Source organism: Exiguobacterium sp. S22-S28, from assembly GCF_043359615.1.
Taxonomy (GTDB): domain Bacteria; phylum Bacillota; class Bacilli; order Exiguobacteriales; family Exiguobacteriaceae; genus Exiguobacterium_A.
The window spans coordinates 285,702-307,805 of the sequence record NZ_JBHFFC010000026.1 but is presented as its reverse complement, the minus strand read 5'-3'; the positions used below and the strand labels follow the sequence as shown (position 1 = coordinate 307,805).

At 47.1% G+C, this 22,104-nt stretch carries 24 protein-coding genes; 22 read left to right on the top strand and 2 right to left on the bottom strand.

Annotated features, from left to right (window positions below; all coding sequences use genetic code 11):
- Positions 1-51 precede the first annotated feature (51 nt).
- A complete protein-coding gene (locus tag ACHA8N_RS08200; protein ID WP_147512363.1) occupies positions 52-906 on the bottom strand; it encodes an aldo/keto reductase in 855 nt (284 codons plus the stop codon).
- A 180-nt stretch (positions 907-1,086) separates the two neighbouring features.
- On the opposite strand from ACHA8N_RS08200, the gene ACHA8N_RS08195 reads away from it, so the two are divergent.
- The 11 genes from ACHA8N_RS08195 to ACHA8N_RS08145 all read left to right on the top strand — a co-directional run bounded on the left by ACHA8N_RS08195 (position 1,087) and on the right by ACHA8N_RS08145 (position 10,265).
- Positions 1,087-1,623, top strand: a complete 537-nt coding sequence (locus ACHA8N_RS08195) for an NUDIX domain-containing protein (RefSeq protein ID WP_393965393.1) — start codon at positions 1,087-1,089, stop codon at positions 1,621-1,623.
- Between the two features lie 96 nt (positions 1,624-1,719).
- Entirely contained in the window at positions 1,720-2,202 is a 483-nt protein-coding gene (gene fur / locus ACHA8N_RS08190; RefSeq protein ID WP_147512365.1) for a ferric iron uptake transcriptional regulator, read from the top strand.
- 125 nt (positions 2,203-2,327) lie between these two features.
- Positions 2,328-3,212 (top strand): site-specific tyrosine recombinase XerD, encoded by an 885-nt coding sequence (gene xerD / locus ACHA8N_RS08185; protein WP_147512366.1) that lies wholly within the window; start codon positions 2,328-2,330, stop codon positions 3,210-3,212.
- A gap of 121 nt (positions 3,213-3,333) precedes the next feature.
- Positions 3,334-4,506: a phosphopentomutase gene (deoB, locus tag ACHA8N_RS08180; RefSeq protein ID WP_147512367.1), complete on the top strand. Its 1,173-nt coding sequence runs from the start codon at positions 3,334-3,336 to the stop codon at positions 4,504-4,506.
- A gap of 18 nt (positions 4,507-4,524) precedes the next feature.
- The gene (locus ACHA8N_RS08175; RefSeq protein WP_026833469.1) at positions 4,525-5,337 is read left to right on the top strand and encodes a purine-nucleoside phosphorylase; all 813 of its coding nucleotides are present in this window, start codon (positions 4,525-4,527) and stop codon (positions 5,335-5,337) included.
- Between the two features lie 56 nt (positions 5,338-5,393).
- Positions 5,394-6,695: a pyrimidine-nucleoside phosphorylase gene (locus ACHA8N_RS08170; RefSeq protein WP_147512368.1), complete on the top strand. Its 1,302-nt coding sequence runs from the start codon at positions 5,394-5,396 to the stop codon at positions 6,693-6,695.
- A 108-nt stretch (positions 6,696-6,803) separates the two neighbouring features.
- Positions 6,804-7,463, top strand: a complete 660-nt coding sequence (locus ACHA8N_RS08165; RefSeq protein WP_393965392.1) for a hypothetical protein — start codon at positions 6,804-6,806, stop codon at positions 7,461-7,463.
- Between the two features lie 83 nt (positions 7,464-7,546).
- Positions 7,547-8,551, top strand: coding sequence for a S66 family peptidase (locus ACHA8N_RS08160; protein WP_393965391.1), 1,005 nt, complete (start codon positions 7,547-7,549; stop codon positions 8,549-8,551).
- A gap of 103 nt (positions 8,552-8,654) precedes the next feature.
- Entirely contained in the window at positions 8,655-9,092 is a 438-nt protein-coding gene (locus ACHA8N_RS08155) for a peptidylprolyl isomerase (RefSeq protein WP_012369909.1), read from the top strand.
- 97 nt (positions 9,093-9,189) lie between these two features.
- Positions 9,190-9,717 carry a type 1 glutamine amidotransferase domain-containing protein gene (locus ACHA8N_RS08150; RefSeq protein ID WP_147512417.1) on the top strand — a complete coding sequence of 176 codons (528 nt, stop codon included), beginning with the start codon at positions 9,190-9,192 and terminating at the stop codon, positions 9,715-9,717.
- A 221-nt stretch (positions 9,718-9,938) separates the two neighbouring features.
- Positions 9,939-10,265: a GNAT family N-acetyltransferase gene (locus tag ACHA8N_RS08145; protein WP_393965390.1), complete on the top strand. Its 327-nt coding sequence runs from the start codon at positions 9,939-9,941 to the stop codon at positions 10,263-10,265.
- A gap of 31 nt (positions 10,266-10,296) precedes the next feature.
- Here the strand turns inward: ACHA8N_RS08145 and ACHA8N_RS08140 are convergent, their stop codons facing one another.
- Complete coding sequence (locus ACHA8N_RS08140; RefSeq protein ID WP_393965389.1) at positions 10,297-10,761, bottom strand: DUF309 domain-containing protein; 465 nt, start codon at positions 10,759-10,761, stop codon at positions 10,297-10,299.
- Positions 10,762-10,855: 94 nt separating this feature from the next.
- Between ACHA8N_RS08140 and ACHA8N_RS08135 the strand changes: the two genes are divergently transcribed.
- The 11 genes from ACHA8N_RS08135 (at position 10,856) to yfmH (ending at position 22,104) form a co-directional block, all read left to right on the top strand.
- Positions 10,856-11,611 carry a segregation/condensation protein A gene (locus tag ACHA8N_RS08135; RefSeq protein WP_393965388.1) on the top strand — a complete coding sequence of 252 codons (756 nt, stop codon included), beginning with the start codon at positions 10,856-10,858 and terminating at the stop codon, positions 11,609-11,611.
- Positions 11,601-12,173: an SMC-Scp complex subunit ScpB gene (gene scpB / locus ACHA8N_RS08130; protein WP_147512374.1), complete on the top strand. Its 573-nt coding sequence runs from the start codon at positions 11,601-11,603 to the stop codon at positions 12,171-12,173. Before ACHA8N_RS08135 ends, scpB begins: the two co-directional genes overlap by 11 nt.
- Positions 12,173-12,934, top strand: a complete 762-nt coding sequence (locus ACHA8N_RS08125) for a pseudouridine synthase (RefSeq protein ID WP_014969990.1) — start codon at positions 12,173-12,175, stop codon at positions 12,932-12,934. Before scpB ends, ACHA8N_RS08125 begins: the two co-directional genes overlap by 1 nt.
- A gap of 126 nt (positions 12,935-13,060) precedes the next feature.
- Positions 13,061-13,651, top strand: a complete 591-nt coding sequence (locus tag ACHA8N_RS08120; RefSeq protein WP_147512375.1) for a redoxin domain-containing protein — start codon at positions 13,061-13,063, stop codon at positions 13,649-13,651.
- Between the two features lie 21 nt (positions 13,652-13,672).
- On the top strand, positions 13,673-15,214 hold the full coding sequence (resB, locus tag ACHA8N_RS08115) for a cytochrome c biogenesis protein ResB (protein ID WP_393965387.1): 1,542 nt from the start codon (positions 13,673-13,675) through the stop codon (positions 15,212-15,214).
- Positions 15,211-16,377, top strand: a complete 1,167-nt coding sequence (gene ccsB / locus ACHA8N_RS08110; RefSeq protein WP_147512377.1) for a c-type cytochrome biogenesis protein CcsB — start codon at positions 15,211-15,213, stop codon at positions 16,375-16,377. The genes resB and ccsB overlap by 4 nt, the downstream gene beginning before the upstream one ends.
- Positions 16,378-16,556: 179 nt before the next feature.
- Positions 16,557-17,273: a response regulator transcription factor gene (locus ACHA8N_RS08105; RefSeq protein ID WP_026828807.1), complete on the top strand. Its 717-nt coding sequence runs from the start codon at positions 16,557-16,559 to the stop codon at positions 17,271-17,273.
- Positions 17,274-17,275: 2 nt separating this feature from the next.
- Positions 17,276-19,003, top strand: a complete 1,728-nt coding sequence (locus ACHA8N_RS08100) for a sensor histidine kinase (RefSeq protein WP_147512418.1) — start codon at positions 17,276-17,278, stop codon at positions 19,001-19,003.
- Between the two features lie 31 nt (positions 19,004-19,034).
- The gene (locus ACHA8N_RS08095; RefSeq protein ID WP_147512378.1) at positions 19,035-19,586 is read left to right on the top strand and encodes a cob(I)yrinic acid a,c-diamide adenosyltransferase; all 552 of its coding nucleotides are present in this window, start codon (positions 19,035-19,037) and stop codon (positions 19,584-19,586) included.
- Positions 19,583-20,836 carry an EF-P 5-aminopentanol modification-associated protein YfmF gene (yfmF, locus tag ACHA8N_RS08090; protein ID WP_393965386.1) on the top strand — a complete coding sequence of 418 codons (1,254 nt, stop codon included), beginning with the start codon at positions 19,583-19,585 and terminating at the stop codon, positions 20,834-20,836. Before ACHA8N_RS08095 ends, yfmF begins: the two co-directional genes overlap by 4 nt.
- A complete protein-coding gene (gene yfmH, locus ACHA8N_RS08085; RefSeq protein ID WP_393965385.1) occupies positions 20,836-22,104 on the top strand; it encodes an EF-P 5-aminopentanol modification-associated protein YfmH in 1,269 nt (422 codons plus the stop codon). The genes yfmF and yfmH overlap by 1 nt, the downstream gene beginning before the upstream one ends.

Sequence of the window (22,104 nt, the reverse complement as noted above, 5' to 3'; positions counted from 1 at the left end):
TGTAATAACGTTACAAAGAAGGAGATTCCCTTGTCCGAAAAAATTCAAACCTTACCGGTGTTCGGTATACATATGAACGGGAAGAACTGATAAGACGTGCGCAATCTGTTCAGCGGTCAACGGTTCCCGCATCGCTTGCAAGTTGGATTTTAATTGCGAGACGCTCGAAGCACCGGGGAGGACGATACTTGCTTGCTGATCAATCGCTTGCAGCGCCAGTGCCGGAAGCGGATAATCCTGCAGGGTAGTCAAAACATGTTCGAGTTGTTCTTTGTCATATTGTTCAAAGCGGTCAACCGATTGCAGGCGCGACATGCTTTCTGTCGTCAGAAGACCTTTTGCAAGTGGTCCACGGGCGACGATTTTGATATTACGTTCCTGAAGACGGGGCAGCAGTTCTTCGATCCGACGGTCCAGTAAAGAATAGGGAGTCATCAGATAAGTGAAATCACTGTTCTCGAGCCAATAATTGATGACGTTTGGACGGAGCGACGATAAGCCGTATTCTTTAATGCGTCCTTCTTCCTGCAGGTCCTTCATGGCACGGATGGACGCGTCGAGATCATCATCCATCGTTCCGCCATGAACATAATAGAGATCAAGGTAGGGCGTTTCAAGTCGGTTCAGACTTTCAAAACAAGCCTGTTTCAAGTAGTCGTAACTCGGATCCCACGTCCAGCCTGTACCGGTATCGTTCATCCGGTTTCCGCCTTTTGAAGCTAAAAATAACCGGCTACGGTCTTCTTGCGAAAAAGTTTGACCGATCAGTGACTCGACAGCGCCATTTGCATAAACATCTGCCGTATCAAAATGGACGATTCCTTCATCTAATGCTGTCCGCAGAATTTCTGTTGCTTCTTCTTGACCGCGTTTTAAAATCGTCATCGTACCTAGTCCTAATGTCATTTCAATCCCTCATTTCTTTCAACTGTGCTACTGTTTAACAGTTTAGCATATTTGATGAAGGTGTTCTCAGGCGGATTTGCAGGAAGTGGGCAATCCATGAGGTGAAACAGACTTGCATCGACAATCCTAAAACAGGCATACTGTGAAAGAGAAGAAATTCGATTAGAAGAGGTGTCTACGATGGAAGAAAAAACGTTGGAGCGGGAAGTCATTTATGAAGGAAAAGTATTTAACGTCGAAAAGCATGTCGTTAGTCTACCGAACGGTAATACATCCGTCCGCGAGTTGGTTTATCATAATGGAGCTGTTGCTATCGTTGCTTTTGATGAAAAAGGTGATTTACTCGTCGTCGAGCAGTACCGTAAAGCCTTTGAACAATTATCGATTGAGATTCCGGCTGGAAAACTTGAAAAAGATGAAGACCCGATCGACTGTGCCGGACGCGAGCTGAAAGAAGAAACGGGATATGCAGCAAGCAAGCTCTCGCATGTCTTTGATTTCTACGGTGCGCCGGGATTTTGCAGCGAACGGGTACATATTTATGAGGCAACTGGATTAACAGCTGGTCCGCGGCAACTGGATGCCGATGAATTTTTGGAAAACCAGACATTGACGCTTGAACGGGCACTTGAACTTGTTGCAGACGGAACAATCGTGGATGCCAAAACGATCATGGCGATTCAGCATTGGCACATTCGTACATTAAAATCATTATAAAGTGAGTGATTTTCAGTTGATAATCATTTTAATTTGAAAAAGGACTGATTATCAGCTATGATAAAACCATCAGTTTCGACCAAAGGGGGCGCTATGATGGAAAGTCGTGTTGAACGCATTAAAAAACAGCTGAGCGGTAAAGGATATAAGCTGACTCCCCAACGTGAAGCGACCGTACGAATTTTACTGGAACATGAGTCGGACCATCTGAGTGCGGAAAATGTTTTTCTATTGGTGAAAGAAAAAAACTCGGATATCGGTTTAGCAACAGTCTACCGGACGCTTGAATTATTGACGGAGCTGGAAGTCGTTGATAAAGTCAATTTCGGAGACGGCGTATCCCGCTTTGATTTACGGCAAGAAGGAGCGAGTCACTCGCATCACCATCTCGTTTGTATCGAATGTGGATCCGTTGAAGAGATTTTAGATGATATGTTAGAAGAAGTTGAAAAAGAAATCGTCACACGGTTTCAATTTAAAATCAAGGATCATCGTTTGACGTTTCATGGTGTATGCCGGGTGTGCCAGGAGCGGCATGCGCAGGAAGCATTGGATCAATCACAAACGCAAACCGTCTGACTGTCCTCTTCAAATAGAGGACAGTTTTTCTTTTTGAAAAATATAGGTCAGACCTCTTCACAACGGTTTACACCTTTGATATGATGGGAAAGTAAGCGATTTCTTAATGATAGAGGATGAGTTCAGTGAGGCAACAACTGGAGACATTTATCGACTATTTAGTAATTGAACGGCAGATGTCGGCGAATACGGCAGCTGCGTATCGAAATGATTTAAACCAGTACGTGACGACGCTTGAACGGGAAGGAATTTCTTCTGCCGATGAAGTGACACGCCACCATATCGTTCTTCACATCGAATCCTTGTTACAGGCTCAAAAATCGCGTTCGACGGTCCGACGATCGACCAGCTCGATCCGGTCGTTTCATCAATTTTTAGTGGAACGGCAGATTGTCCGGCATGACCCTTCGCGCCATCTCGACCTACCCAAGCCCGATAAAAAATTACCGGTTGTTTGGAGTCAGACCGATATCGTACGATTGCTTGATTCCGTCGTCGGAAACGATCCGCTCGTCCGACGCGATGCAGCGATGCTGGAATTGCTTTATGGAACCGGAATGCGTGTCAGTGAGCTGTTGCAATTGACGCTGAATGATTTGCAACTCGAGCTTGGTTATCTCTCTTGTCTCGGAAAAGGAAATAAAACCCGGATCATCCCGATCAGCCAAACGGCAATCGACAGTGTCACGACGTATTTGGAACTGGCACGTAACAGCCTGGGTGGTTTACAAACCGATTATGTTTTTCTCAACAGCCGTGGGAATCGTCTATCACGGCAAGGGTTTTGGAAGATGATTAAACGCCGGGCGAAAGATGCGGGGATCGAAAAAGAGATTACGCCTCATGTCTTGCGGCACTCGTTTGCGACGCACTTGCTGGAGAATGGGGCGGATTTACGCGTCGTTCAAGAAATGCTCGGACATGCGGATTTGTCAACGACTCAGATGTACACGCATGTCAATAAAGCAAGACTGCATGATGTTTATAAGAACCATCATCCGCGGGCGTGATGGTTTTAACGTAAAAAGGTCTGACTTCAGACAAATAGGGTGTTTTGTCTAGTCCGTTTGTGGGAAAATTAAAACGGGATTTACTTGTCGTCAGCATTATGTCAATAGGAGGAATTTTAATATGGCTCAACCATTTAAACGTGTATTTTTAGTCGTCATGGATTCAGTGGGAATCGGAGAAGCACCGGATGCCGAACAGTTTGGGGATCTTGGAGCCCATACGCTCGGACATATTGCAGAGCAGCGTAATGGTCTGAACATGCCGCACATGGCAAAACTCGGTCTTTCGCACATCGCACCGATTCAAGGTGTTTCAGCAGAAGCAGCACCGCTCGCAGCGTATGGAAAAATGGAAGAAGTATCGGCCGGCAAAGATACGATGACAGGGCACTGGGAAATCATGGGTCTGCGAATCGATACGCCGTTCCGTGTGTTTGAGAAGTTCCCGGAAGATTTAATCGGTCGTCTCGAAACGTTTTCGGGTCGGAAAATCATTGGCAACAAACCAGCGTCAGGAACGGAAATTTTGGATGAGCTCGGACAAGAACATGTCGAGACCGGTGCATTGATTGTCTATACGTCGGCAGACTCGGTACTTCAGATCGCAGCACACGAAGAAGTGGTTCCGCTCGAAGAATTGTACCGGATTTGTGAGTACGCTCGTGACATCACGCGTGATGACCCGTACATGCTCGGTCGAATCATCGCCCGCCCATTCCTCGGAGAACAAGGCGCATGGGTCCGGACGTCTAACCGTCATGACTATGCGTTGAAACCGTTTGACCGGACTGTCATGAACGAACTCGAGACAGCCGGCCTCGATGTCATTTCTCTCGGGAAAATTGCTGATATCTTCGACGGCGAAGGCGTGACGGACGCCATCCGTACGAAATCGAACATGGATGGTATGGACCAACTCGTCAACCAGCTCGACCGTGATTTTACAGGACTTTGCTTCTTGAACCTCGTCGATTTCGACGCGTTGTTTGGTCACCGTCGTGATCCGCAAGGGTATGGTCAGGCACTCGAGGAATTTGATGCTCGTCTGCCGGAAGTTTTTGAACGTCTTCAAGAAGATGATTTGTTGATCATTACAGCGGACCACGGAAATGATCCCGTTCATCCAGGGACGGATCACACACGCGAGTATGTGCCATTACTTGCTTACCGCAAAAATGGTGTCGCAAACGATTTGGGAATCCGTTCGACGTTTGCCGATCTTGGGGCGACGGTTGCCGATAACTTCAATGTGAAGTTGCCGGCGCACGGTAAGAGTTTCTTGTCAGAACTTTAATTTAAGGGAGCGATTCAGATGACAGTCAATTGGAATGAAACACGGTCGTATTTAGAAAGCAAGATGCAGGCGAAACCGGAAATCGGTTTGATTCTCGGTTCAGGACTCGGTGTCCTGGCGGATGATATCGAAAATCCGATTGCGATTCCTTACAGCGATATCCCGAACTTCCCCGTCTCGACGGTTGAAGGTCATGCCGGGCAACTCGTATTTGGAACGCTCGAAGGGAAACAAGTCGTTGCGATGCAAGGACGTTTCCATTTCTATGAAGGATACTCGATGGAGATGGTCACATTCCCTGTCCGTGTCATGAAAGCGATTGGTGTTGAAACACTGATTGTCACGAACGCAGCCGGCGCTTGCAACGAAGCCTTTGAACCGGGAGATTTGATGTTGATCACGGATCATATCAACTTCTTCGGCACAAACCCGTTGATCGGGAAAAACGTTGATGAGATGGGACCACGTTTCCCGGATATGTCGAAGCCGTATGATGCAGAATTGTTGCGTCTTGCCCAAGAAACAGCAGACGAACTTGGTATTCAAGTGCGTCAAGGCGTTTACTTCGGCAATACAGGTCCAACGTACGAAACACCGGCGGAAGTAAAACTCGCCCGGTTGCTCGGTGGAGATGTCGTCGGAATGTCGACGGTTCCGGAAGTCATCGTCGCCCGCCACTCGGATATGCGCGTGCTTGGTATTTCATGTGTCTCGAACATGGCAGCCGGCATTCTCGATCAGCCGCTTCACCACGACGAAGTCATGGAAACGACGGAACGTGTCCGTGCGCACTTCCTGTCACTTGTCCGTGGTTCGATCAAAAAAATGTAAGAATTTAAATTTAAGCCTGATAAAAATACGAACGACCCCTTGAGGAGGAACTTATTATGCGTATGGTAGATTTGATTGCAACAAAACGAGACGGTGGCGAGTTACCAACAGCCGATATTAAAGCGATGGTTGAAGGATTCACGAACGGTGACATCCCGGATTACCAAATGTCAGCCATGTCGATGGCAATTTTCTATCAAGGCATGTCGGACCGCGAGATCGCGGATTTAACGATGGCAATGGTCGAATCAGGTGACGTGATTGATTTATCACGCATCCACGGTAAAAAAGTCGACAAACACTCAACAGGCGGAGTCGGCGATAAGATCAGTCTGATTGTCGCACCACTGGTCGCATCAATCGGAATTCCTGTTGCGAAGATGAGCGGACGTGGTCTTGGCCACACAGGTGGAACGATCGATAAGCTCGAAGCATTCCCTGGATTCGACGTGGAATTGACGGAAGAAGCGTTCGTTTCTCAAGTCAACGACATCAAGATGGCAATCATCGGTCAAACGGGTAACCTGACACCAGCCGATAAAAAATTGTATGCGTTACGTGACGTGACGGCGACGGTCAACTCGATTCCGTTGATCGCAAGCTCCATCATGTCGAAAAAAATCGCAGCCGGTGCGGACAGCATCGTCCTTGACGTTAAAACGGGTTCAGGTGCCTTCATGAAGTCATTTGAAGACGCAAAAGCGCTTGCGACGGAAATGGTATCGATCGGGAAAAGTGTTAACCGGAAGACGATCGCCGTCATCACGGACATGGATCAGCCGCTCGGAAACGAAATCGGGAATGCAAACGAAGTCAAGGAAGCGATCGAAGTGCTCCAAGGCAAAGACGTTCGCGATCTGAAAGTCATCGCGTTGACGATTGCTTCGCACATGGCAGTCCTTGGTGAGTTCTACCCGACGTTTGACGAAGCATACGCGGATCTCGAGACACGTCTCGCAAACGGAGCAGCACTCGACGTCTTCAAGAAGTTCATCGCAGCGCAAGGCGGCGACGCGTCACTCGTTGACGATATGTCAAAAGCACTCGAAACGAAGTTCGAAAAAGATTTCGTGGCGTCTAAAGCAGGATACGTCTCAGAAATCATCGCGGATGAAGTCGGTGTCGCGGCGATGATTCTCGGTGCAGGCCGTGCGACGAAGACAGATGTCATCGATCACGCAGCAAGCGTTACATTATTCAAAAAGGTCGGCGACAAAGTCGAAGTCGGTGATGTCATCGCGACACTCCGTTCGAACAAAGAAACACTCGACCAAGCAATTGAAAAAATGGATCATGCGTACCACATCAGTGAGACGAAGCCGGAAGCACGTCCGCTCGTTCATGCTGTCATTCAGTAATCAATCATATAAATAGTGCCTGAGTAGCGGACTTCGTCCGCTACTCTTTTTTTATGGTAAAATCGAAAGTGTAAAAAATTGGTATTCCAAAAACGAGGAGGGTTTTTATTGAAACTTATGAAGCGTTTGGTCATCGTGATCTTCAGTCTAATCGGAGTCATCGGATGTGGAGTTGTAATACTGGTTTTTGCCTTTTGGCAAGATGCGAAGCCAGACGTAGCACAAGAAGAGAAAATAAAAAGCGAAGCCAAGATTTACTTAGAGAAGCAGAAGTACCTTCCAGACGCGCGGGTGACCGGTAGTGTTTACGATAGTATGGGGAATTTTTCGTTTGAATACGCAGCTCTAGCTGTTTATGAAAAAACGAATACGGAATTTTTAATCTATCAGACTGAAGAATCGGGGACATTCGTTGATTCGTATCATGCGTCACTCTGGGAAGATCGCTTAGAACGAAGCATCACGTCGCCTACTCTCGAAAGGTTGGATGAGGAGTTGATTGTGCGGGTTCTTTATGATAACGATGAGATCCAACAGCTTGGTGCCGATCGTTTTGACTCAAACGCCTATTTGCGTGCTGACGTGGCACCGACGATTTTAATTGACGTGCCACGCAGGCGACACGAACAGGATAAAGCGCTGATCACGGCGTGGGCAAAGTCGCTACGCGAGCAAAAGATCCTTCGACATATGACGGTCAAGATAGACTATGTTTCGAAAAAGGGTGAATTGCTTGAGAACGGAAATTCACTATTCGTCACATTATAAAAATGGATTGAAAAACGAGAGTGTTCGCTTACCATTCGATTTGTTATACTGGAAATACTTGTAATGGAAAAGGGGGAACTTTCATGAAACCACTGCGCTTACAAAAAGGCGATACGATAGCGATTCTCTCGCCGGCATCAGCGGTCGCAGCGTATGTACCGCGTCGTCTGCAACGGGGGATCGAGACACTTGAACGGATGGGTTTTCAGGTCATCGTGATGCCGAACACGACAGCGATTCACAGTCATACGGCAGGCACAATCGGGGAACGGATTCAAGATTTACATATGGCATTTCAAAATCCAGACGTCAAAGCAATCATTTCAACGATTGGCGGCTTTAACTCACATCAGTTGCTCGATGAAATCGACTACGATTTAATCCGCAACAATCCAAAAATCTTCATGGGCTACAGTGATATTACGGCTCTTCTGTCCGGCATTCATACGAAAACCGGTTTGACGACGTTCGTCGGACCTGCTATTTTACCGCAATTTGGTCAACTGCATGGTCTCGATGAGTATACAAAAAAATGGTTCGAAAAAACGCTCATGCAGACGGAGCCAATCGGTCAAATTGAAGCATCGGATGAATGGACGGATGAAGGTTTGCGCTGGGACATCAACGATGACCGGAGACGGACGCACGTCGTCAATGAGGGATACGTCGTCGCCCGCGCAGGAGAAGGGACAGGACCGATCATCGCCGGCAATCTCGGGACACTGCTGTTGCTTGCCGGGACACCGTACATGCCGTCGCTCGACGGTGCTGTTTTAATGCTTGAAGATGACGAAAGTGAGACACCGGCGACGATCGACCGATACTTTACACAACTCCGTCATCTCGGGGCATATGAAAAGATTTCGGCGATTGTCGTCGGACGTTTTCACGGAAAAGTCGAGTTTGATCCTGATTTCCAGCTGAAGGACATTCTCCTGCGGGCGACCCGTGGATATGACTTCCCGATTGTACTTGATGCAGACTTCGGACATACCGATCCGGTCTTCCCGTTACCCAACGGTATTCAGGCGTCGGTGACCGCGGGTGAAACGGTTGTGCTCGAAATTCTCGAATCCGCTGTCGAATGAGTAAAAAACCTGCGTTTTGCGTGAAGATTTGATACACTAGGTAACGGAGCCGCGAATGTCGTGGCGAACACCATAGCTGAAAAGCGCGAAAGGTTGGTATACGATGCAAAAAACTGGATATATCTTATTAGAAGACGGAAATAAAATTGAGTTTGAATTGTTTAACGACGATGCACCAATCACAACAGAAAACTTCGAGAACCTTGCGAACTCGAACTTCTACGACGGATTGAACTTCCACCGTGTCATTCCTGGTTTCGTCTCACAAGGCGGCTGCCCAATCGGAAACGGTACAGGCGGATCAGGTAAGACGATTCCGTGTGAAACGTCAACATCATACCCGCACAAGCATAAAGCCGGTTCACTTTCAATGGCACATGCTGGTCGCAACACGGGATCAAGCCAATTCTTCGTCGTTCATGAGCCACAACCACACCTCGACGGCGTTCACACAGTCTTCGGACAAGTGACGTCTGGTCTTGAGCACGCTACAAAAATGAAACAAGGCGCTGGCATTAAAGAAATTCGTGTCGAAGCGTAAGTGATTCCTTCCCTTCTTTGATCAAAGAAGGGAAGTTTTTTTTTCGTTGAATACGGGAAATGAGAACAAGAACTGAAAAATGAAGGAGCGATTCATGATGCGTTTAGCAGGGAAAAAAATTATCCAACTTGTCAGCAATGATTTTGAAGATCTAGAACTGTGGTACCCGGTCCACCGCTTGCGGGAAGAAGGGGCGATTGTTGAGATCGTCGGAGAAAAGGCCGGTGAAAAATACATCGGAAAGTACGGTGTGCCGATCGTCTCGGATAAAGCGTTTGACGACATCACACCGTCTGAGTATGATGCGATTCTTGTACCGGGAGGCTGGTCACCGGATCTATTACGCCGGTTTGATTCCGTCCTCGCCATGGTCCGCCATTTTGATGAAACGAAACAACCGATCGGTCAGATTTGTCACGCAGGATGGGTCTTGATTTCTGCAGGTGTCTTGAATGGTGTCCATGTCACGAGTACACCAGGAATCAAGGATGATATGACAAACGCCGGAGCAACGTGGCACGATGAAGCGGTCGTCGTTGACGGCCATATCATTTCGAGCCGTCGTCCACCCGATTTACCGGATTACATGCGCGAATTCATCAAGGTACTTGAAGGGAAAAATTAAGCACAACTTGACCGTTCGAATATCCCTCCCTGTCACGTGACAGGGAGGCATCGTTTTGGATCGGGGATACCGGTTCAGCTTGCATTTTTTAGTTGATTTGACGAAAAATGAAGCATTTCGAGTCGAGAAGGTGTAGAATAAACAAGTCTCAGTCGATCATATTCCTGAGAGTTGTTGAAACTAGGAAGGTGTAGAATCAGATGCTCGTAAAATATAAAAAGTTGAATGAACGGACCGCGATGGGGTTAATCGCTTATTCGTGCGAAGTGAAGGATCCAAAGTATTTGCTTGAAACGGTTCAAACCTATGAACAAGATGAGAATCAACAGTTGTATCTCTATAAACAGGAAGAAGACTTTATCGGTGTCATCGGGTTTCAATTGGTGGATGGCCACGCTGAATTGAAACATATCGCCTTGTCCCCGTCTTTTCGCGGGGAACGCATGTCATATCTGTTGCTCGATGAAGCGGAAAAGATGTTGCGGATGGAGATTTCAGGTGCAACGGACGAAACGCGTCTGCTTGTTGAGAAATGGAAAAACCAATAAAAACCGGTCCATGTAATTACGGACCGGTTTTTCATTTTTTTTGCCGCGCTGTAAGTGCTATCTGTCGGGCCGTGATGACATCCTGTCGATCTCGCAGCACATGTTTATGTCGTAAAAACGACAAGTCCTGCAACCGTTCAATCGGCAGATTGTTGATTTGTTGTTCCAAGTCGGGTGTGAGCGGCAACGGAATATGCTCGTAGTCGGTCTGCATGAATACCGGTTGTAAGGCAAGCAGACGATGAACATCGATGCCTTGAGTGGAAAGTGAACCGGCATGGTACTCAAGTTTTTGGAACGCTTTTGGATAGGTCCGCATGGCACCTGCTGAATTGCCTCGTCGGTGATGATAGCGGGCGACGGCGAGCTGAATCAATGCGACGAGCGATTCATCTTGCCGTTGTCCAGCCTGCCATAGTTCTTCAAGTACTTCATGGCATTCAAAATAGTCATGCTGTACATTAAATTCATATGCAAATTGTTCGATCGGATGCATGGGGTGATCTCCTTTCCTTTTAATATAGCATAGTCGAAGTCCTGTGATGTGTGGTATACTAAGGCGCAAAAAACGTTGATGGGCAGGGAGAATCATGGAATCATACAGTGTAAAGATGGATGCGTTTGAAGGCCCGTTGGATTTGTTGTTGCATTTGATTGGAAAACTTGAGATTGACCTGTATGATATTTCCGTATCAATCGTGACGGATCAATATGTGTCCTATATCCGGGCGATGCAACATCTGGAACTTGATGTTGCCAGTGAATATCTTGTCATGGCCGCGACACTCTTGCAATTAAAAAGTAAACAACTGTTACCTGTCGAACAGACGGATTTCGAAGAAGTTCCTGATTTTGAAGAGGATCCGACACGTGAAGGGTTGATTCAGCAACTGATTGAATATAAAGCATACAAGGAAGCCGCACTTGTTTTAAAGGAAAAAGAAGAAGCACGGCTTGAACTTTTTTCAAAGCAACCGGAAGATTTGTTGGCTTATCTGGATACGGAGACACAGGATTATAATGGAAACCTGTCTTTCAGCGACTTGTTGCGCGCGTATGAAAAGATGCGGCAACGCGCTGCCTGGAAAGTGCGCCGTTCGAAAACGGTCAAACGGGAAGAGCGGACGCTTGAACAACAGATGATTCAAGTTTCTGAATATGTGCTCGGCAATAAAGGGACGACATTTTTTGGATTCTTCACGGAACAACCGACCGTCGAAGAATTGGTCGTCAGTTTTCTGGCAGTACTCGAACTTGTCAAGCAACGGGTCATCGTTTGTGAACAGATGAGTAACGATATTCTGTTGCGTGCCTTAGTAAAGGAGGAGAATCAGATTGGCGTTTGATCGAATCATTGAAAGTTTATTGTTCGTCGTCGGAGATGATGGGATTGATCCGCGTGGTCTGAGTCAAGTTCTTGAAATCAGTGAGGCGGCGGCACGGGAACAACTGCATGCGCTTCAACAGACATTCGAAGCGGATGAACGGGTATTGCAAATCGTCGAGTCCGGTGGTGTGTTTAAGATGGTCACCCGAAAAGAAATGTCACCGTATGTACAGGCTTACGCCGGTTCCTTGGCGGAAGACAGTCTATCGCGTGCCGCAATGGAGACGCTTGTCATCATTGCCTACAAACAGCCGGTTACCCGTGCGGACATCGAAGTCATTCGCGGTGTCAAGACGGAGCGTGTCATCCACACGTTGAGTGCCAAAGGATTAATTGATGAAGCCGGGCGCGCCAAAGGCGTCGGGCGTGCAAAATTGTATAAAACGACGGATCATTTTTTGGATCACTTCGGACTGAACAGTATCGAAGAATTGCCGCCGCTTGAGTTTGAAGAAACATTGGAAGCGGATGGGGATTTGTTTTTCCGGAATGAACCGTCACTAGAGGAGAGAATAAATTAATGGAACGTCTACAAAAAATTATTGCCCAAGCCGGTGTCGCATCACGACGCAAGGCGGAAGAACTGATTACAGAAGGACGCGTTAAAGTCAACGGGAAAGTCATCACGGAACTCGGGACAAAAGTTGGCGGACGTGCAGAAGTCGAAGTGGACGGTGTCAAACTCGAACGCGAAGAACACGTCTACTACATGCTTTACAAGCCAACAGGTGTCGTTTCGACAGTGGAAGATGACAAAGGCCGCAAAACGGTTGTTGATCTCGTTCCACCGGGTCACCGTGTGTTCCCGGTCGGTCGTCTCGACTACAATACAAGCGGATTGCTTCTCTTGACGAACGATGGTGAGTTTTCGAATCTTTTACTTCATCCGAAATACAAAGTACCGAAACGCTATATTGTCAAAATCAAAGGTGTGCCGGATTATTATCATGTGAAAGGTCTCGAAAAAGGTGTCGTCTTACCGGATGGCTTCAAAACCGGTAAAGCACGTGTCGAGATGCGGGATGTCGATAAGAAGAAAAACACGGCAATCTTGGAAATGGTCATTTATGAAGGCCACAACCGCCAAGTCCGACAAATGGTCGAAACACTTGGGGCAGAAGTGATTAAGCTGAAGCGGGAACAATTCGGTTTCTTGACACTGGCTGGACTGACATCAGGTGACTGGCGTGAACTTTCGAAAAAAGAAGTTAATCAATTGCGTGAGCTGGCGGATCCTGTTGCTCCCCCTACGAAAAGACGTAAGAACACAAAAAAACGTTAATTTGTAAAGCGAGAAGCTCAGCCTGCGGGTTGAGTTTTCTTTGTTTGTGACAAAACGATTAACGTATTTCACATTCTGTCAACAATTAAGCGATTTCAAGTACAATATGGGTGGAGGCGGTGCAACATGAAAAAAACGAATCAAAATCCGGATGAGCGGCTGGCAGCCGCAAAGCAAAAGAAGAAAAAACGTTCATTTTGGCGATTGATGATCATGACGATGGTGCTATTCGCCGGTGCGGTCGTTATTATGCAATTTGTCGATCAGGCGACACGTGACAAAGACGGACGTGTTCTTGCAGGAGATGACGCGCCGGGATTCGCGCTTGTCGATTTGTATGGGGAAAAACAACATACGATGGACGAGTACAAAGGCAAAGGACTTTTACTCAATTTCTGGGGTACATTCTGCGAGCCGTGTAAAAAAGAAATGCCGTTGATCAACGATAATTATGACATGATGCAAAAAGAAGGCGTTAATTTTGCGGCAGTCAACGTCGGGGAGACACCGGTCCGAGTGTCAAGCTTCATCAAGGAAATCGGTGGAACTAATTATCCGGTCTTGATGGACACGAACAGTGCCGTTGAGAAAGCGTACGGAATTTACAACTTACCTGTGACGTTCATCATCAACAAAGAAGGTAAAGTTGTTGAAAAGTATGAAGGTGAGATTGACCAAGCGAAGTTGGAAGAAATGATTAAAAAAGCAAACGAGTAACGCATCGAGGGGGAATTTATGATGCAGCAGGAATACAAACAACTGGATATGCGTTATGAGGAAGCCGAACTTCGGTCAAAACGAAAAAATCAGTCGTGGATCGACCGGACATGGACCTTCTTTTCATCCGTCAAGGTCGGACTGTGGCTGATTGGCTTAATCATCATCGCAAGTGGAGTCGGAACCATTTTCCCGCAGGAAATGTACATTCCGCAGGCAGTTCCGCCAGAAGAGTTTTACGGAAAAGAATACGGGACAGCCGGTGAAATCTATTATGCTCTCGGCTTTCACAACTTGTTCGAATCCTGGTGGTATATCGGACTGATCACGTTATTACTGTTATCCATCATTATTGTGTCGATCGACCGTTTCTTCCCGCTGTATCGTGCGTTGAAGAAACAACCGGTCATCCAGTCCGACCGTTTTATGGGCGGTCAGCGATTTGGCGCTGAAGCGACTGGGACGGTTGAACAGATTGATGCCATCGAACCCTTGTTCAAGAAAAAAGGGTATAAAGTCCGTCGTCAAGACGGTGCACTGCTTGCTGAGAAACAACGTTTTGGCCGCTGGGGTCCTTACATCAACCATATCGGGCTCGTCCTGTTCTTCGGCGGAGCAATGTTACGGATCGTTCCGGGGATGCATGAGGATGAATTGCTTTGGATTCGTGAAGGAGAGACGTTACCGGTCGAAGCGACAGACAATCAGTATTATCTCGAGAATAATTCTTTTAACATCGAGTTTTATGACCCGGCAAAAGAACCTGAGAAATTCAGGGAGGCTTTAAAGCGGGCCGGCGGAAGTGTGCCGAAAAACTACGATACACAGATGACACTGTATAAAAAAACCGGGATGACGGATAATTTTAAACCGGAACTTGAAAAAGTCAAATCCGGTGAAACCGCCGTCAACCAACCGTTTGAGTTCGGAAGTTATCAAGTCTTCCAGGAGCAATATGCGGCAGATCCGGAATTCAAGACGATGTCATTCAACATTGAGAATCAAAAAACGGGTAAAGTCGTAGACACCATCAAAGTGGATTTGCGTAACCCGCAAGAAACCTACAAATTAAAAGAAGGCTATGAAGTCGAACTGAAAGACTTCCTACCTGATTTCGTCGTCAAAGACGGAAAACCGACGACGAACTCGTCTCGTCCGGTTAATCCGGCTTTCGTCTTTACCATTAAGTCGCCGGAACACCCAAAAGGAGAACGCAGTCTGATCGGGATTAAATTAAATGTCGGCGGCGATGAGAACCAATACAAAATGGGCTTCGCCGGAACAGAATTGTCGAACATCTCCGGTGTCCGCATTAAAAAGGATTTGACACTGCCGTTCTTGTTTGCAGGCGGTATCATCTTTATGGTCGGGCTGTTACTCGGCATGTACTGGCCACACCGTAGAATTTGGTTAAAAGAAACGAACGGGCAGATTAACATTGCCGGCTTTACGAACAAAAACGCACTTGGACTTCAAAAAGAAGTCAATCTCGCCTTGACTGAAGTGGGACTTCCGCAACTGGAAGACCGGCAGAAGTTGCGAGAAGAGGGGGAATCGAAATGAATCTGCTTAGTTTGAGCAGCAATTTATTGCTGACATCTTTTATCTTATATCTGATCAGCACTGGATTCTTTGCAGTAGCGACCAGTGGTAAAAAGGGACCGACCCGTTCCGGTAAGATTGCTTTTTCACTCGCAATCCTTGGATTTGTGGCGCAACTCGGTTATTTCTTCACGCGATGGGCAGGAGCCGGACACGTTCCGGTTTCGAACTTATATGAGTACACGACATTCTTCGGAATGATGATGGTTCTTGGCTTCCTGATCGTCTATGGCATTTACCGCAATAACGTCCTCGGACTTGTCGCGATGCCGGTTGCGTTGCTTGTCATCGCCTATGCATCAATGTTCCCGGATGAAGTTCAACCGTTGATTCCGGCACTTCAAAGTGTCTGGTTGAAAATCCACGTTACGACAGCAGCACTCGGAGAAGGAATTCTTGCTGTCAGCTTCGCGACCGGATTGTTGTATTTGATCCATGCGACGGATTTCAGTAAAGAATCAAAAACACGGACATGGCTTGAAGTTGTCATGTTTTCACTCGCTTGTGTCGTCGGTTATATCGTGGTCGGATTGTTGTTTAACGCACTCGGAACGAACTCGACGATTGAATATGTCGCGAAAAACGGTGCGACGATGCAACATGATTATACGATGCCGGTCTTGACCGGTCCTGAAAATGGAAAAATCATTTCAGGTTCAAGTGCCGTCGTTGAATTACCGAACTTCCTCAATGCCAATAAAGTCAATACGGTCTTATGGTCATTGATTGGTGGTTTAGTCTTGTACATCCTGCTTCGCTTCGTCATTTTACGGAAACGTTTGGCAGAAAGCCTCAAACCGATCGCCCGTAAAATTGATCTCGAGACAGCAGATGAAATCAGTTACCGTGCGATTGCGATCGGTTTACCGATCTTCATTCTCGGTGGATTGATTTTCGCGATGATTTGGGCACAGATGGCTTGGAGCCGTTACTGGGGTTGGGATCCAAAAGAAGTATGGGCTTTGATCACGATGCTCTTCTATGTATTTTATCTCCACATGCGGATTCAGCGTGGCTGGATCGGGAAAAAGTCAGCGTGGTTATGTGTCGGTGGATTTGCCGTCATCATGTTCAACCTCGTGTTCGTCAACTTGGTCGTTGCCGGTTTACACTCATACGCATGATGGGATAGCAGAGTCACTCATTCAGGATGGACGACGGACGAAAGTTTCCGTTGTTCATCCTTTTTTTGTTGGGGGAAAGGGATTTCGCCGGTCAGAGACGCTATTTCTTTTGTTTCATAGTATACTAGAAGAGTAGTAGGATAAAGTGAGACAGATTAGTTTATGGGAGGAATCAACTGATGTCAGAAGAAGCGCGTATTTTAGTCGTCGATGATGAAGAACGGATTCGGCGTTTATTAAAAATGTATCTCGAACGTGAGAATTTTACGATTGAAGAAGCCGATAACGGTGAAACGGCTCTCGAGATGGCACTTGAAACGGAATATGATGTGATTCTACTTGATTTGATGATGCCGAAGCTTGATGGCATGCAGGTATGTGAAGAATTGCGGAAAACGAAAGCGACACCGATTGTCATGCTGACCGCAAAAGGAGAAGAGACAAACCGGGTCCACGGCTTTGAGATGGGAGCAGATGATTATATCGTCAAACCGTTCAGCCCGCGTGAGGTTGTTCTTCGTGTCAAAGCGATTCTGCGTCGTGCCAGTGCAACGAAGTTCCTGCATACAGATGCGAAAACAAAAGATGTCATCGTCTTCCCGCATTTGACGATCGACAACGATGCTCACCGCGTGACCGTCGAATCACAGGAAGTCAATTTGACGCCGAAAGAATACGAACTGCTGTATTTCCTTGCCAAGCAGACGGATAAAGTCTTTTCGCGGGAACAATTGCTGAAAGAAGTCTGGAACTATGAGTTTTTTGGTGACTTACGAACAGTCGATACCCACGTCAAACGGTTGCGTGAAAAACTAAACCGCTTGTCACCAAGTGCGGCCCAAATGATCACAACGGTCTGGGGCGTCGGCTACAAGTTCGAGAATAATCCTGCTTGACGATGAAATGGTTACAGAGTGTCGTCATTAAACTATGGGGGACGATTTTATTACTCGTTTCCGTCGTCTTGATTGCGTTGACGATTTTATTACTTGAATTTTTTAACTCATTCCATATCGAACAAGAGCGGGGACATCTCGCAAAACTCGGTCAGCAGGTCGAAACGGTTTTTCAAGCGCACAGCGGACTTGAAGAAGGGTCGGCGACCGCGATTGAGATTACGGATATTTATGGGGCAACTTTGATTGCGACGACAAAGGACGATACGGTCGAAACAAACATCTCGGAAGAAAAGGCAACACGCATCATTAAGGAACTTGAGCGTCAGAACTGGAAGGCCGTTGACGGTGAAGAAGGGGAGACGGCAATCGGTAACTACGAGACGTTTAATGGGAAGGCAGCACTCGCGTACCGCGCTCCGTTCATTACGGAGAGCGGCAGCGGGACGATGTATCTGATCGAACAGTTGACGAACATCGAACAGGCGAATGAAGGCGCACGACAAATCATTCAGCTGTGTGTCCTGCTTGCGATCATCGGGACGACCGTCTTTGCCTTCTTCCTTTCAACACGCATCACAGCACCGCTCCGGACGATTCGTCAAGCGGTCGTCGAGGCCGGTGAAGGAAAGTTTGATCAAAGTCTGACGCAACGCTCACGCGACGAAATCGGTGATCTGGCACTGGCATTTAACGAGATGAGCAGTCAGCTCAATCAATACGTGACGGATCTTGATAAAGAGCGGCATCTCTTGTCGTCGATTTTAAAATGTATGGCGGACGGCGTGTTGACGTTCTCAGACTCGGGTGAGTTACTCGCGACCAATCCACCGGCGGAAGCTTTTTTGGCCGGTGCACCGGTCCCGGATGAGCTGATTGAATTGTTCCAAACGGTCATGCGCAAAGAAAAAGAGATGACGGTGTCCTTTGAACGGGAAGGACGGTTCTACATCATCATTGTCAGTCCGTTGCTCGAGCAAGAAGAACAGATTGGCGCCGTCGCTGTCTTGCGGGATATGACGGAAGCCCAGCAACTCGAGAAGATGCGTGCCGATTTTGTTGCGAATGTCAGTCATGAACTCCGGACGCCGCTTGTCATGTTGCAAGGATATTCGGAAGCGATTGTCGACGGAATGACGGAAAGCGACGAAGCGACAAAAGAGTTTGCGTCTATCATCTACGACGAATCGCAACGACTGTCGCGTCTCGTCAATGATTTACTGGATCTGGCAAGGATGGAAGCCGGGTATCAGGAAAAACGGATTGAACCGATTGATGCCGTTCCGTTTGCGAAACGGATGACCAAGAAGTTCAAACAGATGGGACTTGAAAAGCGGGTCTCATTTGAAGTGATTGGTCCGGACGTTCAGTTTGAAGCCGATCCGGATCAAATGGACCAAGTAATGACAAACTTGCTTGGAAATGCGTTGCGGTATACGGAAGATGGACAAATCAAGATTGAAATTACGGAAGATAGGGAAACTATATCTTTATCTGTAATTGATTCAGGGGACGGCATTCCGGAAGAAGATGTCCCGTTCGTGTTTGACCGTTTTTACAAGGCGGACAAGGCACGGACACGCGGGAAGACGGGGACAGGGATTGGTCTTGCGATTGTCGCAAACGTCGTCCGCTCACATGATGGGGAAGTTCAAGTTGAAAGTGAACTGGGCAAAGGATCCGTTTTCCGAATTCAATTACCAAAAAAACAAAGGAAGCGAACTTTATGATTCGCTTCCTTTCGCTATAGGAGTGAGTCGTTTGAAAATTTACACTAAATCAGGTGATGAGGGGGATACGTCCCTCGTCGGTGGACGTGTCAAAAAAAATGATGTCCGGATTACGTTAATGGGAGAACTGGACGAACTGAACAGTTTTGTTGGTCTCGCCCGGACAAAAGCAACTTCAATCGAAGTCAAAGAACAATTGACGGTTATTCAGCACGTCTTATTCGATTGTGGGAGCGATTTGATGTACGTTAAACCAAAGGCTTCCCGTCTGAGCGCAACAGCCACGGAAGATTTGGAAAGTTGGATCGACAGTTTAACGGAACTGTCACCGCCGCTCGATAAATTTATTTTACCAGGCGGTACGGAAGCAGCGGCTTGTCTGCACGTTGCCCGAACGGTCTGCCGTCGTGTCGAACGGGCGATGATTGATGTCGAACAGGCACATCATTTATTGCCGTTCATCAACCGATTAAGCGATTTCTTCTTTACGGCAGCGCGGTATGAAAATGCTGTCAATCAAAAAGCGGATATCGAATATTTACGCAGTGCCCATGTATTTAAACGAAAGGATGAAGAAGTATGAGTCAGTCATTTCAAACGTGGAACAAACAGGGAACGACATTTCATCTTGTTCCGACCGATAAATTCAAGACAACGACGGTTCTCGTGACGTTTTCGGCACCACTCGAAGAAAAGACGCTGACAAGCCGTGCCTTGTTACCGTATATCATGGAGAAGTCGACGGCAGCTTATCCGTCAATGAAAGCTTTACGGGAACCTCTTGAGACACTATATGATGCGGGTCTATATGCCGATGCCTCGAAATTCGGCGAAGAACATGTTATCTCGTTCCAACTCGATGTTGTTCGCGGCGACCTTGTCCGACATGAGACGTTGCTTCAGGAGGCACTTGATCTACTCGAACAGATGATATTTTATCCAGACTTGACGGAAGGCGGATTCCGGGAACAGTTCGTCAAACAAGAGAAACGCTTGCATGCTTTACGGATCAGTTCGTTGTATGACGATAAAATGCGTTTCGCGCAACAACGTCTGCTCGAATTGATGGCACCGGGAGAAGCGGTCTCGATGTCGTCACTCGGTACGCTGGAAGCACTCGAACAAATCACATCGTCTTCCCTGCGTGATACATACCGTTCGATGGTGAAAGACGACCGGATTGATGTGTTTGTCGTCGGACATGTCACGCAGGATGAAATGGAAGATGCGTTGTCCTTCCTGCCCTCCCATAACGAAAAAGCGAGTCATTACATTCCGGCTCAAAAACAGGTGGTGGGCGTGAAACGTTCGTCAGAGACGCAACCGATCAAACAAGGGAAGTTACATTTAGGCTATCGTGTCAGTGTCGATCCGACGTCCGTTGATTCGATTCGGATGCAAATCGTGAATGGTCTATTCGGAGGATTCCCGCACTCGAAACTATTTATGAACGTCCGTGAAAAAGAAAGTCTCGCCTATTATGCCGCGTCCCGTTACGCAGCGCTGAACAGCGCTCTTTACGTCTATGCCGGAGTGGAAACGAAACAGGCGGAACGTGCTGAAACGATTATCGGTGAACAACTGAAAGATCTTAAAGCGGGTGAGTTTACTGCTGAAGAATTGACACAGACGAAAGCGATGCTCATTAACGCACGCCGTCAAATTCTCGATCAGCCGGGCCAATTGATCGGTTGGTTGAATGGATCGAAGATGCGCGGATTAACACTCGAAGATGAAATTCATATTATCGAGACAGCGACACGCGAAGATGTCGTCCGTTTGGCAGCGACCATCGAACTCGAAGCAGTTTATCTATTGCGAGGTGAAGAATAATGGAACAATTGACATATCACGATACAGATGAAACCGTATTTTTTGAACAGCTCGATAATGGACTCGCTGTTTATTTACTTCAGAAAAAAGGGTACGAAAAGACGTATGCGACGTTCACAACACGTTATGGATCAATCGACAACCGCTTTAAGAAGGACGGGGACTGGGTCAATGTTCCGGACGGTATCGCGCATTTCCTCGAGCACAAGATGTTTGAGTCGGAGCAGGGCGATGTTTTCCAAGAATTTGGACGACTCGGAGCGTCGGCAAATGCGTTCACTTCTTTTTCCCGGACAGCATATCTGTTTTCCGCGACGTCACTGATTGAACAAAATTTAGAAACTTTAATTGATTTTGTACAGGATCCGTACTTCACGCCGGAAAGTGTTGAAAAAGAAAAAGGCATCATCACACAAGAAATTCAGATGTATCAAGACAATCCGGGCTGGCGTTTATTCTTTGGTCTGATTGAATCAATGTATGCGAAGCATCCGGTCCGGATTGATATCGCCGGAACACCGGAATCAATTGATCAAATCACGGCCGACGATTTGTATACGTGTTACCGAACGTTTTATCATCCGTCAAATATGGTCCTGTTCGTCGTCGGAAACATTGATCCGGCAGAGACGCTTGCTTTAATCAAAGCGAATCAGGCGAAAAAAGACTACACCGACCGTCCGGCTATTGAACGGGATTACGGAGTCGAGCCTCCGCGTGTCGCGAAGCCGCGATTTGAACTTGAACTCGATGTGAAAACACCAAAAGTCTTGATTGGTTATAAAGACAGTTCACTCGGCGGTCAAGAACAATTACGTCGCGAACTGACAAGTGAACTGTTGCTACACCTGTTATTCGATCAGACTTCATCGACGTACCTTGAACTGTATGAAGACGGTTTAATTGACGATACATTCAGCTTTGATTATTCGAGTGAAGAGGAATTTGCATTTGCGACATTCGGTATGGAGACGGAAGATCCGGAACGTTTCATCGCGGCTTATGAAAAGCTGCTGGCCAACCGCCCGGATTTCGAAGAAACAGAAGTCGTCCGGAAACGAAACATGATGCAAGGTAAGTTTTTACGTTCGCTCAATTCACCTGAATTCATTGCCAATCAGTTTTCACGCCATGCGCTTGCAGGAACAAACCTGTTCACGTTACCAACATTGATTGCCTCGATTACTAAAGAAGAAATCGAAGCACGATTCGACGAACTGTTCGCTCTTGAAAACCGTGCGATTTCGATCGTCAAACCGTACGCTTGA